We start from the raw sequence: 16019 nt of genomic DNA, 5'->3' as shown, positions 1-16019 counted from the left end.
CACGCCGTCACCTTTGCCCGGGACGCCGCATGAACTGGCTACTCGGTGTGCCGGACCGCCTTCTTCACGTCAAGCTCTACGCCAGCCCGCATCGTGCTCTGCTCTTTCGCGTGCTCGGTGATTGCGGCTTGTACGTCTTGGGCGAGGTCGCGCCACGCCTGCCATGCAGTCTCGTACGCGGGCGGGTCGTCTTGGTCGCGTAGGGCCTGGACGGTCGCGTGTGCCTGGTCGGCGGCGCGTTGTTTCTCCACAAGTTCTTCGAAGGTGTGTGCCACGTGCAGGGATCCTACGTGTCGGCGTAGCGAAGCCCTCGCCTCGACCCGCGAGACGGAGGCTTGGGCGCGCGCAGCGCTACGGCCGCCACTCCCCTCGGGCGTGCGAGCCGGACATGGAGGAGTCGCTCGTCCTGGCTCTCGGTGAGCGTCTGCCGGGCCGCGACAGCCGCCAGGTCGTCCGTCAACACCTCGCGGCGCCGCAATAGCTTGACGGCGAGGCCACCTGCGCTCGGTGGCGCGAGATCTTTACCGCCCGGCGCGACCTTCTGCGCGCCATGCGGTAGCCCTCAGCGGCCTGTGTTCCCGGCGCTGCCGCCCTCTTTACGGTGCGTGATGCTTACCTCAATATCGATTATCACAGTGGATTCTGGGGTGGGGGGAAGGCCATGTCGACGGGCACGGACAAGGATTATTGGGCCTCACAGGCGCTGCCGAGCGTCCTCAAGCACAAGCTGCTGGGCCAGTACATTCCCCGCTTCGGCGGCATGACCGGCTCGCGTGGTCGTCGCCAGGTCGTGTACCTCGACGGCTATGCGGGCGAGGGACGGTACGAGAGCGGCGACCCCGGCTCTGCGGAGATCGCGATGCAGGTGGCTGCTCATCACCTGGAGAAGAACGCGTTGTTATGGAACTGCTTCTTCGTGGAGCAGAAACCCGATTCCGTTGCCCGTCTGGACCAGGTCGCTGCCCACTACCGCCCCTTGGGCGTGGACGCGAGGGTGCATCACGGCGACGTGGACGGAGTTCTGGGCGAGGTTCTGCGGGTTGCCGAAGGGCTCCCGCTGTTCCTTTTCCTTGATCCGTGCGGCCTGGGGCTGCCATTCGACCGGATCGTTCAGACGCTGAACCAGCGGCGCAGTACTCCGCGGCTCTGGCAGCCGACCGAGTTCTTGATGAACTTCAGCATGGACGCGGTACGCCGCCTGGGAGGCAATGCCAGGTCCGCCCGCGGTCTGGAACGCTCCTCCGAGCGCTTCGATGAGGCGTGCGGCGGCCGGTGGTGGCGTGAGTACTTCCGGCCGGACGAGCCGGTCGAAGCGGACGTGGACGAGATCGTGGCCGCTCAGTACGCCCAGCGGCTGAGGGAGAAGACCGGCATGTTCGTGCAGTCGGTGCCGGTCGCCAGAAAGAACGGGCAGAAGGCGGTGTACCACCTGGTCTTCGGCACCCGCAGCGAACACGGCCTGTGGTTCTTCGGCGACGCCGTCGCCCGGGCTCGCGATGCATGGTGGGAGGGACTTGAGATCAAGGAGGAACGGGAAGACCCGAACACTCTTTTCTCCGCTACCTCGGTGGTCCGCCCGGACCCGCAGGAGGTTATCGACGCGGCCGTGCCCGCCATGGCCGACAACATGGAACGGATCCTGCACCAGCAGAAACGGGCCTTCAAACTGCTCAACCACACGTTGGACGTGTTCGGCGACTACTACGGGCAGGTCACCGAACCCGCCGCGCGCAAAGCCGTCAAGCTGCTGCACAGCAGCGGCCGGACGGCCAGCACGGGCATCGGAGGGAAAACCCACGAACTCATCGTGCAGCCCCCTCGGTGAAGTCCATCAGGCGCCGGTAAACGCAGGCATCTGATCCCAGGTACGGCCTTGCAGGGTGCGGCCGCCGGCCTTAGGCGTGTGGCCGCCCCACTGCTTGAAGAAGAACGCGACACGCTCCTCGAGGCACAGATCACGGATCTGTGTCACCCAGGCTTCTTCCATCGGCCGATGCCGCGGGCCGGACTCACCGCCGGCGATCACCCAGTGGATGCCGTCCAGGTTCAGCCCCTCCAGCGGACCGAGCAGCGGCTCACAGGACAGGAACCGGACCGCGGCGGGCACCTGCCGCAGATCATCAACCCGGTGAAGTTCCTTCGCTGTTTCCACCGAGACACCCATCCAGAGGTTCCCCGGCCACACCAGTTGGTCTGCGACCTGCCGCAGGCGCCTGGCCCGCTTGGTCAGCACCTGGTATGTATGCTGCGGCGTGTCCGCCATGACCTCGAAGACCTGCCGTACGAAGTCCAGCGGCACGCGGGCATGGAACAGATCCGACATGGAGTTCACGAACACCGTCCGCGGGTTCTTCCACCCATACGGAACATCCAGCGCATCGGGATGCACCGTCAGATCGAACCCCGGCCCCGACGTCCGCGGATCCCCGTCATTCTGATACTTCGCCGCCCCCATCGCCTTTAACCGCTTGGCCAACGTCAGCGCGTAGCAGTTGTCGCACCCGGAGGAAACCCGGTCACATCCCGTTGTCGGATTCCACGTTGCCTCAGTCCATTCAATTGCGCTTCGATCGCTCATCAGTTACCTCCCCGCCGTCCAACCGCTCCCACCAGACGCGGGACGGCATGTTCAACGAACCAGAGCGGGCGTTGACACCTGGCCATCCAACCACCCCGACACCGTCTGTCCATCGGCTATCTCCGACCTGCGGACATCACCCAGGAAGACCGTCGGCGGGCCGCGCGCACCGCGTGTCCCATGGCCCACCCTGGCCATCGGGAGCACCCGCGCTCTTCTTGGCAGCCTCGACGGCCTCACGCTGTACGCCCCAGCGGCTGCGCTTCGGCCTGCTGAGCGCACTCGGAATGGGCACGGCGAAGCGCGGCCGCGTGGGTAGCGGCGACTTCGCGGCGGCGCTGGGCGCGGATGACCTCGAGCGGGGCTGGCGCGTCGTCCCGGACGACGTCCGATTCGGGAAACGCGCGGCGGCTCAGCTCCCGCATCGCGGCGGTCTGCCGCTCCACCGCTTCCGCGATGCCCTGATCCACCCGGCGTGGCGGCACGGCCTCCTGGTGCGCGGCGAGCGCGCGGCGGTAGCCCTCGCACGCCGTCTTGCTGGTCCTCGCCGGGCCCGTGGGCGCTGCTGGGGACTCCGGGGCGGTATCGGCCGGCTCAGGCGCGTGGACGGAGCCGGGCGTCAGGATTCGCAAGGTGCGGACGACCGTTCGGCCCGCTGACTTGTTGGCGGCGTTGACGATGCGGATCTGCTCCAGGCGCGCCTTCGTCGCCCAGGCCGTCGACTCCGGGCACACGGTGAGCTGGCCTGAGTCGGCGTCGTACGGCACGGCGGCAACGTGCCCGGCGAGCTCGGGGGCGATGGCCGCCCAGCGGTCCTGCAGCGTCGCGCCGGAGGCCGGGAGCTCCCAGGCCCGCTCGGTCACCAGCGCGCCGATCGCGGCACCGAGCCCCATCGGCTCGCGCCCGTCACGCCGGACCACCCGGGTCGTACGCGGCTTGGGCTGTGCCGTACGGCCGCCGCCGTTCTTCTGCGCTGCCGCCTTGGCGGCGCGCAGTGCGACGCGGGCCAGGTAGACGCCACTGGGCTGCGGGTTCTGGATCATCACGCGACCTCCCCGGCCAGCTCCTGGACACGGTGGACACCGCAGACACTGCGGTTGGGCAGAGGCATACGGACGCACGGCACGTCTCCGTCCCGGCCCGAGCAGGTCTGCGGCTCAGCCGTCGCGGGGCCCGCCTGGCGGGGCGCGGCCGCGGGTGCCGAGGCAGCGGCCAGCGCGGCAGCTTCCTCGCGGCAGAGCTTGCACAGGCCGGCCTCTTCCACACGCGCCCAACGCCCAGTGGATCGATGGCGAACCAGCAACCCGCCAACTCGCGCGCCCTGGTCACCGCCCGCCGTCATCACCTCCGTATCCAACGGTGACGCAATCTCATGGCACCGCGCAGCTACAGCGCGGCGTGGGCCCTGCCCCTTGTCAGCGATCAGCCTGTCTACAGCTCTGTCGCATCGTTCGGCTGCAGCTCAGCCCGCGCCACAGCTGCAGCCGACCGTGCGGTCGGAAATGCCGAAGGCGGTTACTGCGGCGTGCCCGGCTGTGTCTTTGGATGCCGGACGACCTGTCGCAGCCGATTTTCCACTTCGTGCCGGTTGAGACCTTTCGACGTTGCGTACTGGGTCACGGCGGCCTGGACCACCACAGCAGCGTCCAGCCACACCCGGCGCTGTCGAGCCCGTTCATCAATGTCATCGAGCTGTTGCAGCTGGAGATGAGCACCGTCCGCTGCCTGCTGCAGCATCACGAGCTCATGAGGGAGGCCGCTTGGAGGCAGCGTTGAGTGGGAGCCGTGCTGATCACCTGGCATGGACGGGACCGCTGCCGTCTCAGGAGCCAAAGGAGCAGGCTGGGCCGGGCCCCAGGCCGCGGGGAGCCCCAGGCCCGAAACCGGAACCTGGGGGGCGGGAACGGACGGCTTGCAGGTCGGCCGGTTTCGGCTGGCCGGAGCAGACTGGCCGGGTTCCGGGACGGGCGGCAGCCGTGTGTCGTCGCTGCGGAGATCTTTGAGGCGATCACCGTCGGCATCCGTGACCCAGAAGCGGTGCGTCGTACCGCCGACACGGAACTGCACCGGCACGATGGTGCCGGCCGCTGTCTGGCGCACCAGGTCGTCGAACAGGACGTCGCGCGGCTTGGGCGTGGCGTGGAAGCGGCCGCATCGGCGCACGCCGTTCGGACAGGGGTACACGGCGTGGATGTCGCAGCGCCAGAAGTCCATGGCGCGGAAGCCGGAGACGACGCGGAGGTCTCCGGTCTTGGCGATCACATAGGCGGGCAGGTTGTCGCTGCGGGTCCACTGGGTGTCGTTGCGGCGCGCGTAGTCGGCCCGATCGGTGTGCCAGGCGGGAGTGATCCCGTTCTTCTCGGCCTTCGCCGCGCGGGCTCGCACGCTCCGGGGCCCGTGCACACCTGCTGACGACAGCTGCACCTCCCAGCCGATACGGCGTCCGTCGGCTCCTTCGACAAGCGTGTCGGTCTGGATCCAACTGCGTCCCACACGGGTGCGTACTTCGCTATCGGCCCGGAAGCCGTCCTCCTCCGCGACCCGCACAATGCGCTCCTGGTATGCCTTGTGCTCGTCGCTCATGGGCAGGGTGTGGCGTTCTTCGTCTTCGGCCTTCTCGTGGACGGCCTCCCGACGCCCGGCCCGTAGCCGTAGGTGCATCCAGGCTTCCACTCCCGCCTCCTGGCATACACCACCGCACTGCAGGTCCCGTTCGGCCACCGGCACACCACGCGCGGCCAACAGCCGGTCGGTGCGGTAGACGGTCTCCCACAGGTCAGGAAACTCCGGATGCCCCAGATCCTCCCGTGTGAGGTCCAAGTAGATCCGCAACTTCGTGTGCCAGACGATATTGGCCACTCACAACCACCCTTCTGCCGTGAAGCCCCAGCAAAGGGACAGTAGGAGGAGGCGCTGACAACCGGCAGGGTGCGCGTCGTCCACACAGCCGGGAATCGGCCAGGCGTACTAGGCGCGCTGTAGTGGCCCCGCTCGGCACCGTAGTGAGGCTTGACTTGATGAGGAGCTGGCGTGGGCGTGCGGCCTGGGCAACGGGCCTCAGCCCGGAGGTCGCCGGCCGGACAGGAAGCCGAACCGGAATGACCTGCGGAGGGACCAACACGGGAGCACCGCACGACTTGGACAGCGCAACCAGTGGCTGTAAAAGTGCACACTTCTGTAATCTGGTGTGCATGACGGAGACGACGTACTCGATCGTGGAGGCCCGCGCCCGCTTGGGCACGATCGCCCGCGAGGTCAGCGCCACCCGTGAGCCGGTCGCTATCACCGACCATGGCCAGACCGTGGCGATACTGGTCAGCCCCGCCGATGCCCTGGAGCTGCAGGAGCTGCGGGCGCTGGCTGCCTACCGTGCCCGCCAGGCCCGTGGCGAGGACGCCGGCGTCTCCCACGCTGAGGCTTACCGGCGTGTGTTCGGCGGTACTGAGGCGTGAGGTACGAGGTCATCTGGGAGCCTGAGTCCCTCGCTCAGGCGGAGCGGTTCGCCAAGGACGACCCCGACGGGTTACGGCAGGTGTTCACCGCAGTCGACCGCCTCGCTGACAATCCCCGCCCCGATGGCGCCTTCGGCAGCGCCGACCTGCTGCGCATCCATGTGGCCCGCTACCGCGTGATGTTCGAGATCAGCGATCAGCAGATCCGCGTCAGCGTCATCCACCTCGGACGCGTACGCTGACCGGTTCCGTACGGGGAAGTGCGCGCCTCTCACGATGGGCGTCGGCAAATGGCCCGGTGACTTCCTGGCTGCACCGCCGCTGGCTCGGGCTCTGGTCCCGTCTGCACCGCGCCCGCGGGGATGGTCCCGACCGCCAGGTCTCGACGCCTGTGCCGGCTGCGCCCGTGGAGGCTGCCGCGGGGTCCTTGCCGCATTGACGGGGGACGGCAGTCCGTCTCTGAAGCACGCTTTGGGTGGTATGCCGGATTCGGTGAAAGTTATGGAAGAGGAGTCGCTGGCACGGTAAGAATGCAGGTCAGTGAGTGTGCTCCCCGCGCGTGCGGGGATGGTCCCCAGTACTCGGGCTCGAAGCGCACGGTCGGCGCTGCCGGGGTCCTGCCAGTTGCGGACGGCGATGAGATCCACTTCTCCACGCCGTTGCGGGACCGTCCCGTTACGGTCGGGGCGGTGCAGGATCACTGCAGTTCCGGCTTCCGCCATGAGGTCTTCGAACAGACTCAAATCCGAATGATCAGACCCTCCGCGTCCGCCTCGGCCTGGAGCTGGGCGAGGATCCTCGCCCAGGTGCCATCCCGCTGCCAGCGCCGGAACAGGTCATAGACCCGGTCCCACGGTCCATAACGTTCGGGCACGTCCCGCCAAGGAGCACCGGTCCGGGTCCGCCACCGTATGCCGTCTATCAGCTGCCGCCGCGTCCACACCTGCGGCCGACCCGGCTTGATGCCCCGCAGCAGCAACGGCTCAAGCCGGGCCACTGGCCGTTCGTCAGATCCCCACGTCTCACAGCACGTGATCATCAACGAACAAGATCCACTTTCGCAACAGACCCTAGGCGGGCACTCAGCGAGACGAGGCCGTTCTTGGCGTCGGCCTCGTGTTCGCCGACGATCTGCAGGCGCTGCGTGCGGCCGCCTTCGTGGTCCACCAGGACGACCGTGGAGCCGAACTGCACCCTGCTCCCGGTCAGCTGCGCCGGATCGACGACCTCCGCGAGGGCGAGGGTTCCTTCAAGCCGGGAGATCTCGGCGTCGATGACATCCCGCGCCTCCTCGTCTTCGCCATCCCCGTGGCTCTTGAGGGACTTCAGCTGCTCGCGCAGGCGCTCCGCGCCCTTGGTCGTCATCAGGATCTTCTCTGCCAACTCGCACTGCTGCGGCAGTTCCCGCACCCGGACGGGCACTTCCAGGATCAGCCCCGCGAGGGGCTGACGGTCCACCTGCGGCTATCCGATCGAGGCAAAGCCCATGCGAAGGTGGAGTACCGGGACGGCATGGCGGAGGCGACGCTCACGCTGACCGGGCTGCCCATCACCCAGCTCCATCTGGTGATGGGCACCCTGAAGGAGACGGAAGGAGAAACCTTACGTCGATGATCTGCGGGTCGAGTGCCCAGTCAATCCGGCGCGCGGCCGAGCAGTGCTCGCCTATCCTCCGCTGCGGAACAAGAGCGGCCAGCAGGCCGTTTCCCATGGAGGGGGTGACCATGGTCGAACGTCTGGTGCTGGACCTGTGCGCCAATGGCCGCATGTCCGTGGCGCGATGGCCCGCCGGTGAACCGCACCCAGCACCCGCCGTCCAGACGGACCCATTGCGCTGGCCGCTGGTTGCCGAGGAACTGGAGGAGCTGCGCTGGTACTTGGAGGACTACTTGCGGGCTCCCTTCGGGGTCTACGGCGAACGCGGACCGGACATCGCCGAGCGGCTACGCGGGTGGGGCATCGAGGTGTTCGCCGCACTGCTCGGTTCCGGGCCCGCCAGGGACTTCTACCTCCGCGCCCTCTCCTCGGGAGGCGCTCTGGAGATCGTGGTCCGCTCTGACTCCGCGCAGCTGCTCGCCTTGCCCTGGGAACTGATGACAGATCCAGGGCGGCCGTCGCCGCTGGTGCTAGACGGGGTGGCCGTGACCCGCAGCCTGCTGACGGAACGGCTGGGCCGGGTCGTCGAGATCGGCGGTTCACGCTTGCGTGTGCTGATGGTCATCGCGCGGCCGGACGGCCCGGCCGACGTCGGCTACCGGACCATCGCTCGTCCCCTGCTGGAGCGGCTCGCGCCGGTACGCGACCGGGTGGAACTGGTGGTTCTGCGGCCTCCGACACTCGATCGGCTAGGGCAGGTGCTGCGCCAGGCGCACGACGAGGGCCGCCCGTATCACATCGTGCACTTCGACGGCCACGGCTCTCTCGGAGAGGCTGACGCGGGTGGTGCGCGGACCATCTCCGCTGGCCCGAGGAGTGGCCGTCGGAGCCCGCTGACGTTCCACGGCCCGGGGCCGCGTGGCCTGCTCACCTTTGAGCGGCCCGGTGGCGGCGCGGAACTGGTGTCGGCAGAACGGGTCGCCAGAGTGCTGGCTGCCGCCCAGGTGCCGCTGGTGGTCCTCAACGCCTGCCAGTCGGCCACCTTAGCGGCACAGGTGGAGGCCACGGTGGCGACCCGCCTGCTGCAAGAGGGCGCCGGCGCGGTGCTGGCCATGGCGTACACCGTGTACACGGTGGCCGCCGCGGAATTCATGGCAGCGTTCTACGAACGCCTTTTCACCGGGGACCGGGTGTCCGAGGCCGTGGCGGTCGGTCGCCGACAACTCGCGGTGCGGGACGGGCGTCCGTCCCCTGTGGGCCAACTTCCGCTTGCCGACTGGATGGTGCCCGTCCTGTACAGCAGCAGCGAGGTCGTCCTGCCGGACATGCAAGCCGGCCGCCCGGCCGCTGGAGCGAACCCGGACCCCTACGCCCGGATCCTGGACCGCGCCGTGGACCGCGTCACCCGGGCTGCCGCCAGGGCAACCGTCTCCGACGCCAAGACACATCCCCCGGCCCACGAGGATGCCGACGGGACAGCGCTGGTAGGAGAGTTCATCGGGCGCGACGGTCTGCTGCTCCGTCTGGACGTGGCTGCCCGACTGCGCCACGTGGTCGTCCTTCACGGCACCGCGGGCGTGGGCAAAACGGAATTGGCGAAGGCATTCGGCCGATGGTGCCGGGACACCGGGGCAGTGGCCGGACCGGAGGAGGTGATCATGCACTCCTTCGAACCCGGTCTCGCCTCCTTCGGCCTTCCGGGCGTGATCGACCGGATCGGGCGGCGCCTGTTCGACGCCGACCGGTTCGGCGTGCTGGGCCCAGCCGAGCGCAGAGCTGCCGTCGAGGATGCGCTCGCGCAGCGCGACCTGCTGCTCCTGTGGGACAACGTGGAGTCCGCCTACACGATGCCCGACCCCGAGGGAGCCGTTCCGAGGCTCTCCGAGGCCGAGCGCGCCGAACTCCGCAGCTTCCTCGAAGGTGTCGCCGCCCGCGGACGCAGCGCGATCGTCCTCACCAGCCGCACCTCCGAAGACTGGCTCGGCCCCGTCCCGCTGCGGATCGAGGTCCCGTGCCTGGAGCCGGAAGAGGCGGTGGAGTACGCCGACCAGCTCCTCGCCGCCTATCCCGGCACCGCACGCAAGCGCGAGCAGCGCGTCTTCGGTGACCTGATGACGTGGCTGGACGGGCATCCGCTGAGCATGCGCCTCATCCTCCCCATGCTCGACACCCGGGAGCCGAGGGAGATGCTCCACGCGCTCACCGAGGGAGCGGCGCAGCTCCCGGCCGGAGGCGGCTTCCTGGGCGACGGGGCAGGAGCACGCGGCGACTCGCTCGCGGCGAGCATCGCCTACTCGCTCTCCCAGCTGCCCGAGCCGGACCGACGCGCGCTGGCCGTCATCACGCTGCTCCACGGCACGATCGACACCGTGCTGCTGGCGCTCCTGTCCGTGCACAAGGACGTCCCCGCCCGCTTCGAGGACCGCACCGGGATGGACTGGCGGAAGTTGCTGGAACGGGCCGCCGGCGTCGGTCTGCTCACCGAGACCGCCGGGTCCTTCCGCTACCACCCCTCGCTTCCGGCCTACCTGCTCGCCCAATGGCGTGCTGAGGAGTCGGACTTCACCGACCAGCGGGCGGCCGCCCTGCGTGCCGCGGTCGACGTCGTGGCCTACTACTGCGAGACCCTCAAAGCCGAACTTTACGAGGGCGACTCCGGGGAAGCCGTCTCCTCGCTCGAAAAGCTGCGGCCGACAATGGGCCACCTGCTCGGACACGCGCTGGACCACGGCCTCTGGGAGCAGGCGTACGACATCGTCTGCCCGCTCGACGACTACTGGAGCCTCTGCGGCCTCTACGCCGAAGCACGGGGCTGGGTCGACCGGGTCCGGCTGCTTCTCGAGGAGCCCGACGGCACCGCCCCCGGGCTCCTCACCGACGCCGGGAAGCTGTGGGTGGTGCTGGTCAGCGCGGAGGGGCACCGGGAACTCCGCCAAGGTCTGTGCGATCAGGCCGAGCGGACTTTCCAGGACATCCACCGAGCTGTCGAAGCGCTGCCGCCGGGCCGCGACCGGGCCGACCACCGCGCCACCTCGTACCACCAGTTCGGCAGGGTCGCCATGGAGCGGGGGCAGTGGACGGAGGCCAGGACCTGGTACCTCCGGGCGCTCGAACTGCTGGAGTGGCTGAAGCTGGAGAAGCGGATCACCCTCGTCCGAGCGGACCTCAGCATCGTCGCCAACCCGCTCGGCCGACGGGAGGAGGCGGAACTGCTGCTCGGGCAGACTCGGAGCGCGTTCGAGCAACTCGGTGACTCGCAGCGGATCGCTACCACCGAGCAGCAACTTGGCGTCCTCGCCCGCGAGCACGGGCACTTCGCGCAGGCGTATGAGCATTACCTGCGCGGGATGGCCATCGCCATGGAGATGAACGATCGCAGCGCCATCGGCACGTTGTACCAACAACTCGCGATCGTGGCCCTCGAGACCCGCAAATTCGCGGCGGCCGAGACGTGGTCGATGAAGGCGCTGGCCATCTTTGAGGAGCTGGGCAGCCGCCCGCAGACAGCCCACAGCTACCAGCATCTGGGTACGCTGGCACGCATGCGCGGACGGCTTCCCGAAGCCGATGCATGGCTCAACAAATCCCTGGAGATCTGCCAGACCACCAATGACGACCACTGCGCCTCCGCCGTCTACCAGCAACTTGGCGCCGTGGCCAGTCAGCGTGGAGACCAGGACAGGGCCGAGAAATGGTACGCCCAGGCCGTGGACACCCTGATGGCCATCGGCGATCGGCCGGGCCTGTGGTCCATCTACCACTTACGGTGCATTGCCGCCTTCCGGGGAGGCCGCTCGGACGCGGCCGAGTGGTGGTGCCGCAAAGCCCTCGAACTCGCCCATGAGGTCGGGAACCCGCTCGCGAAATCCCGATCGCTGCTTCAGCTCGGCCTGCTTGCCGAGATGCAGCGCCGCGACGAAGAGGCCCTCACCCACGTGGTGGCCAGCATCACCACCTTCGAGGAGTTCCCGCACCCCGCCACCGCCCACGCCGCCTTCATCCTCCGCTTGCAGACCCGCAGCCTCGGTGTCCCGGCCTTGGAGCGGGCCTGGCGGTCCGTCACCGGCCGCCGGCTGCCCAGAGCGGTCCGGAAGTACGCCAAGTCCTGACCACCTACCATGCGAGGGGCCAAACCGGCCGCCGCGCGCCACCAGAGGAGTTCGCGCACCATGACCGACCCGATCGAAGCTGGCGCACGGGCCGCGGCCCGACGCCTCACCACCCCTCGCACACCCTCCCTCACCGCCGACGTCGAGGCCGTGCTGCAGTCCCGCGGGTCCACCCGTCTCCCCGACCGGTACCTCGACCCGATCGCCGCTGGCTCGCTCATCGTCAGCGCTGCCGCCTTCGGGTGGAGCGTCTACCAGGACCTCCGGAAGCGGACCGCCGAACCGAGCCGTGAAGTTGTCGTCCGGACCGTCCTGGTCCAGCTGGAGCAGACGGACGCCTTTCCGGCCTCACTCACCGCTGAAGAGCACGCGCGGATCGTCAGCATCGCCGTAAACGAGACTCTCGACGCGGTATCCCCCGAACTGAACGGGCCGACTGCTACCGGTTGACCCCAGCCACCCGGGACTGCGGTCTGATCGACAAGCCGCAGCCCCGGTCTTGAGGCAGCAGGCTTGCCAGCGCACCATGTCGGCCCCACACGCGGGTAGGTCCCACCCGCTCGCCCAGATACAGCAAACCAAGCGTGGCGGCATTGCCCTGCGGCATTGCGAGGTCGATCTGAACAGCGAGGATACGAGGTGGATCATAAAGATCCACATTTGCGGCGAGCGCAAGTGCCGCCCGCTGGTGCTCGTTCTCGCCGAGGGGCAGGCTGCCGACAGTCCGCAGTTCATCCTCGTACTCAAGAGGGTGCGGGTTCATGGGCCGCTGTCCTCGCACCCGGCCCGACGCGGTCGCCGCGGACAAACGCCTATTCGTCACACGGCAACCGGCCCTACCTGTGCAAACGTGGTATCAAGGGATGTCACTGGCGGATGGCGGGTCACACCACGAAGGCACTCTCTGCGATGAAGCGGAACGCGAGTCGAATGCGAGGGGTTGAGCCCCGCCTGTCGAGCAGATGATTGCCCCACAGGAGAAATGCCATTTGACCTACGGGAAGCGCGTCCGGCGGTGCACAGAAGGAGCCATACCGGCGCTTCAACAAACTGAACCTGATCTGCCTTGAGGAGAAGTCCGACCGAGTTGAGGAACTGCGGCGCCAATTCGCCAAGCTGCCTCCGTCGCCGCAGCTGAACATCAACGTGCAGCCGCCCGGCGTTTTCGCCGAGCAGCAGCCCCAGCTGTCCGCGCTCGCCCACCGCGGCCGCGCCGAGACCCCGGTGCTGTGGCTAATCGACCCGTTCGACCTAAAGAGCGCACCCTTCTCGCTGATCAGGCAGTGCCTCACCGGCCCCCGTGACGAGGTGCTGTTCACCCTCTTCACGAACGAGCTGCACCGCTTCTGCCAGCGCGAGGGCTACGACAAGACGATGACTCCGTACTTTGGCGGCACCCACTGGCAGGCCGGCGTGCGCGAGCGGCGCGGCCGCAGAGAGGCCTTCGCTGCGGCCTATCAGCAGGGCCTGAAGGACCAGGGTCTGTTCACCGGCGGCTTCGGCATCAAGGTGAGCAGCCAAAGTGCCCGCTACCACCTGATCCTGGCCACTCACAGCGAAGCTGGCCTGAAGTGCTGGGCTCCCGTGACGTGGAAGCTGGACCACTACAGCGGTCAGGGCGCCTCCGCCGAGACGGCGGGCGCCCGGCGAGTTCCGGCACGCAGCGGCGAGGATGTCATCGAACTGGGCGAGGACGCTGCCGCCGACGGCCGGGGCGACCATGCCGCGCTCGGTCATCATCATGCTGATCGCGTCGCCGAGCCCGAGCGGCTCGCGGCCGTCGCGGCGTATGACCGTCCCGGTGCGCCGCTTCGGCTTCTCTTTCCGGGCGGCCCCGTTCCTCCTCGCTACTTCCCGGGCGGCGACCAGGGCCTGGCGCGCGAGGTCGACGCCACTCGGCTCGGTGCTCACGCGATCACCGCCCCGGTCGTGTCGCCGTCCAGCGGGCGGGCGGCGAGCTCGGGCAGCCGGTCCGTCCACGGTGCGGGCGCGGCCGTCTCGGTCCGGGCTGCCGTCCGCTCGCGCAGCTGCTCCAGCCGCGTCGCCAGCAGGTACTGGGCGGTGCGCTCCCGGGCCGCGTCGGCGGCCTTGGTCGCGGCCGCGACGGCGTCTGCGCCGTACGGGTTGTGCTTGTACCAGCGGCGCCCCTGCTCGGTCTTGTATGCGCGCCGGGCCTCCGCCTCGGCTTCCTGGGTCCGTCCGAGCCGTCCGAGGGCGCTGCTGCGGTACTTGGGCAGGGCCTGCTCCACGGCCTGGAGCGCGGTGAAGGCGAGCGCGGACGCCGCCAGGACCGCGTCCGCGTCCAGCGCGCCCGGCTCCATGAGCTTGAGGAACTCTGCGCGGGCCCGCTCGATGTCGGCCTCGAGCGATGCCCGGACGTGGGCGGCGACGGCGGCGACGTCGCTCGGGTCGTTCAGGTCGGCCGACCAGGTCGCGGCGATGAGCCCGGCCTCCACGATCGCCGCCTCGGTCCGGCGCCGGAAACCGCACGCCTCGCATAGGCCGGCCGACCGCTGAAGCCCGCAGTCCTCGCACGGCAGGGCTTGGCGCACCGCGTCGGCGGCGGCCGCGGCCTGGCGCTCGCGCGCCGCCCGCTCCTGGGCAGCCGCACGGGCCGCATCACGGCGGGCCTGCTCACGCCGCCACACGAAGTCCTCCGCCTCGATGGCCGCCTGCTCCCGCAGCCGCTCCTCGAGGACCCGGCGGCGCTCGCCCTCGGTCAGGCCGGGCAGCTCCCGGTCGACCTCCGCCGCGATCTTCGCCCGCCTAGCCTGCCGGATGTGCACGACGTTGCCGCAGTTCTCGCACTCAGCCCCCGTGTCCAGCCGGATCCCGTCATCGCACCGGCGGTCCGAGCATGCCTGACGTTGCACCAGGCCACGGCGCATCAGCCACGGGAACGGGCGGTCGACCAGGGCCTCGCCGCCGGTCTCCTCCAGCCGGTGGGTGAACCGATCCGCCAGCAGCTGCGGCGCCGTCTCCGGCCGCTCCAGCATGCCCGCCAGCCGGGTCAGCTCCGCCTGCGTCGCCGCCTCCACCTGGCCCTGCTGCCAGCCCGACAGCCGCGCCCACAGCCCCTCGACCGGACTCAGTGCTACCCGCAGACCAAGATCCGCCGGGAGGCCCATCCTCCGCTGCTGCTGCGCCTTTTCCCACCACACGGCCTTCGGCCGGCCACCGGCCACAGCCCTGGTAGCACGCTGCCCATCACGTCCTTCGACGGGGGACTCTTCCTGCTTTTCCCCGCGCAGCGGGCCGTCCTCGGCCACCGGCGGCGCCGACTCGGCAACGGCCGTCCCGCCGTCGGCGGCCTGGTCCTCGCGCACGCACGCGCGCTCCGGTGGACGGCCTTCACCCCCACGGCCTTCGCCGGAAAAGCCACCAGAGACAGAGGGGGGAAAGACGGCAGTAACCAGGTGAGGGTGATCAGTGTGAAGGTCTGCCGCAACGGCGGGCTCTGCAACATCCGCCTCATCGGTCACCGCCACGCTGCTCACCTGAGGTTTCGTCCTCAGTCTCGGCGCCTCACCAGGCCCTGCCGTAACGTCGGGGTCTGAAAACTCGGGCTTCAGGCCCTCCGCACGGTCCTCCCGGACGGCATCGGCGACCGTACGGCCGTGCGCAGTGGCAACCGCCGGCACCATCAGCCGCGACCGGCTCGCCAGCCCCGAACCCGTCCGCAGACGCACCCGGAGCACCAACCCCCGGTCCTCCAGACGCTCCAACACCCGCTCCCCCGCCGACGCCGTGCACCCGAGCAGCCGGGCCACCGTCGCCGCCGCCCGGCCGCGCTTGGTGTCCACCGTCCCGCCGCACAGGCGCACCTGCCCAGTCTCCCGCGCCTCCAGCACCAGCAGCAGCAGTGCCAGACGGTCCGTCGCCGCGCCCCGACCGGTACGCGTACCGACCAGCCCGGCAGGAGTGACTCGGCCGTCCCGGTGCGTCCAACCCGGTGCCATCACGGCCTCCAGCAGCCGCAGCAGCGTCGCGTACTCCTTCTTCGTCAAGTTCAAGGGGTGACCGACCATGCCCTGTGCCGCCCACAGCGGCAGCACCTTGCACTTCAGCCCGTCGTCCTGGCCGTACTCGCCCTCCGCCGTGTCGATGGACACCACACCCGAGCGGCGCAGCACCGGCACCACGGCGGAGGCCACATACGACGCCGACAGCCCCAGCCACCGGCCCAGCTCACCCGTGCGGATCTCCACCACACCGCTCTCCGACGGCGTCCGCGCCGCCAGCACCAGCACCGCCAGACGCACCGCGTCCGACGCACCATCCAGG

The 16019-nt window shown here is 69.2% G+C and carries 13 protein-coding genes and 2 pseudogenes; 8 read left to right on the top strand and 7 right to left on the bottom strand.

Annotated elements, in window-relative coordinates; translation table 11 throughout:
• Window positions 1–38 precede the first annotated feature (38 nt).
• The gene (locus OO52_RS17400; RefSeq protein WP_030643926.1) at window positions 39–275 is read right to left on the bottom strand and encodes a hypothetical protein; all 237 of its coding nucleotides are present in this window, start codon (window positions 273–275) and stop codon (window positions 39–41) included.
• 326 nt (window positions 276–601) lie between these two features.
• Between OO52_RS17400 and tcmP the strand changes: the two genes are divergently transcribed.
• Complete coding sequence (gene tcmP / locus OO52_RS47335) at window positions 602–1825, top strand: three-Cys-motif partner protein TcmP (protein ID WP_199819999.1); 1224 nt, start codon at window positions 602–604, stop codon at window positions 1823–1825.
• Window positions 1826–1831: 6 nt separating this feature from the next.
• On the opposite strand, the gene OO52_RS17390 is transcribed toward tcmP, so the two are convergent.
• From OO52_RS17390 to OO52_RS52720, 3 genes are all read right to left on the bottom strand, one after another.
• The gene (locus tag OO52_RS17390; RefSeq protein ID WP_030643922.1) at window positions 1832–2578 is read right to left on the bottom strand and encodes a DUF5131 family protein; all 747 of its coding nucleotides are present in this window, start codon (window positions 2576–2578) and stop codon (window positions 1832–1834) included.
• 236 nt (window positions 2579–2814) lie between these two features.
• Window positions 2815–3621, bottom strand: a complete 807-nt coding sequence (locus tag OO52_RS17385; RefSeq protein WP_030643920.1) for a DciA family protein — start codon at window positions 3619–3621, stop codon at window positions 2815–2817.
• A gap of 472 nt (window positions 3622–4093) precedes the next feature.
• A complete protein-coding gene (locus OO52_RS52720) occupies window positions 4094–5437 on the bottom strand; it encodes a hypothetical protein (RefSeq protein ID WP_234339842.1) in 1344 nt (447 codons plus the stop codon).
• 332 nt (window positions 5438–5769) lie between these two features.
• Between OO52_RS52720 and OO52_RS17375 the strand changes: the two genes are divergently transcribed.
• Complete coding sequence (locus tag OO52_RS17375) at window positions 5770–6030, top strand: type II toxin-antitoxin system Phd/YefM family antitoxin (protein ID WP_030939192.1); 261 nt, start codon at window positions 5770–5772, stop codon at window positions 6028–6030.
• Window positions 6027–6272 carry a type II toxin-antitoxin system RelE family toxin gene (locus OO52_RS17370; RefSeq protein ID WP_030643896.1) on the top strand — a complete coding sequence of 82 codons (246 nt, stop codon included), beginning with the start codon at window positions 6027–6029 and terminating at the stop codon, window positions 6270–6272. Before OO52_RS17375 ends, OO52_RS17370 begins: the two co-directional genes overlap by 4 nt.
• A 497-nt stretch (window positions 6273–6769) precedes the next feature.
• Here OO52_RS17370 and OO52_RS17365 read toward each other — a convergent pair whose 3' ends face one another.
• Window positions 6770–7069 carry a transposase gene (locus OO52_RS17365; protein ID WP_420711444.1) on the bottom strand — a complete coding sequence of 100 codons (300 nt, stop codon included), beginning with the start codon at window positions 7067–7069 and terminating at the stop codon, window positions 6770–6772.
• Window positions 7069–7197 (bottom strand): hypothetical protein, encoded by a 129-nt coding sequence (locus OO52_RS54565; RefSeq protein ID WP_420711446.1) that lies wholly within the window; start codon window positions 7195–7197, stop codon window positions 7069–7071. Before OO52_RS54565 ends, OO52_RS17365 begins: the two co-directional genes overlap by 1 nt.
• Here OO52_RS54565 and OO52_RS52715 point away from each other — a divergent pair.
• The 5 genes and pseudogenes from OO52_RS52715 to OO52_RS54560 form a co-directional block, all read left to right on the top strand.
• A complete protein-coding gene (locus OO52_RS52715) occupies window positions 7147–7644 on the top strand; it encodes a hypothetical protein (protein WP_234339841.1) in 498 nt (165 codons plus the stop codon). The genes OO52_RS54565 and OO52_RS52715 overlap by 51 nt on opposite strands.
• Window positions 7645–7754: 110 nt before the next feature.
• Complete coding sequence (locus OO52_RS17355) at window positions 7755–11735, top strand: tetratricopeptide repeat protein (RefSeq protein ID WP_030643894.1); 3981 nt, start codon at window positions 7755–7757, stop codon at window positions 11733–11735.
• Between the two features lie 60 nt (window positions 11736–11795).
• A complete protein-coding gene (locus OO52_RS17350; RefSeq protein ID WP_030643893.1) occupies window positions 11796–12185 on the top strand; it encodes a hypothetical protein in 390 nt (129 codons plus the stop codon).
• Between the two features lie 199 nt (window positions 12186–12384).
• Window positions 12385–12596, top strand: a pseudogene (locus OO52_RS52710) (IS5/IS1182 family transposase); the annotation flags it as partial.
• Between the two features lie 189 nt (window positions 12597–12785).
• Window positions 12786–13271: pseudogene (locus tag OO52_RS54560) on the top strand (hypothetical protein); the annotation flags it as partial.
• Between the two features lie 371 nt (window positions 13272–13642).
• Here OO52_RS54560 and OO52_RS50815 read toward each other — a convergent pair.
• The gene (locus OO52_RS50815; RefSeq protein ID WP_158712507.1) at window positions 13643–15997 is read right to left on the bottom strand and encodes a hypothetical protein; all 2355 of its coding nucleotides are present in this window, start codon (window positions 15995–15997) and stop codon (window positions 13643–13645) included.
• Window positions 15998–16019: the final 22 nt, after the last annotated feature.

It is taken from the genome of Streptomyces flaveolus (assembly GCF_000716535.1).
In the GTDB taxonomy this organism is placed as follows: Bacteria; Actinomycetota; Actinomycetes; order Streptomycetales; family Streptomycetaceae; genus Streptomyces; species Streptomyces flaveolus_A.
The sequence above is the reverse complement of the archived record's forward strand: the minus strand, read 5'-3'. Positions and strand labels throughout refer to the sequence as shown.

Excerpts from the sequence above, each read along its gene's own strand:
- OO52_RS17390 (WP_030643922.1), bottom strand. The coding sequence starts at position 2,578 with ATGAGCGATCGAAGCGCAATTGAATGGACTGAGGCAACGTGGAATCCG.
- OO52_RS17385 (WP_030643920.1), bottom strand. The coding sequence starts at position 3,621 with ATGATCCAGAACCCGCAGCCCAGTGGCGTCTACCTGGCCCGCGTCGCA.
- OO52_RS17375 (WP_030939192.1), top strand. The coding sequence starts at position 5,770 with ATGACGGAGACGACGTACTCGATCGTGGAGGCCCGCGCCCGCTTGGGC.
- OO52_RS17365 (WP_420711444.1), bottom strand. The coding sequence starts at position 7,069 with ATGATCACGTGCTGTGAGACGTGGGGATCTGACGAACGGCCAGTGGCC.
- OO52_RS17355 (WP_030643894.1), top strand. The coding sequence starts at position 7,755 with ATGGTCGAACGTCTGGTGCTGGACCTGTGCGCCAATGGCCGCATGTCC.
- OO52_RS17350 (WP_030643893.1), top strand. The coding sequence starts at position 11,796 with ATGACCGACCCGATCGAAGCTGGCGCACGGGCCGCGGCCCGACGCCTC.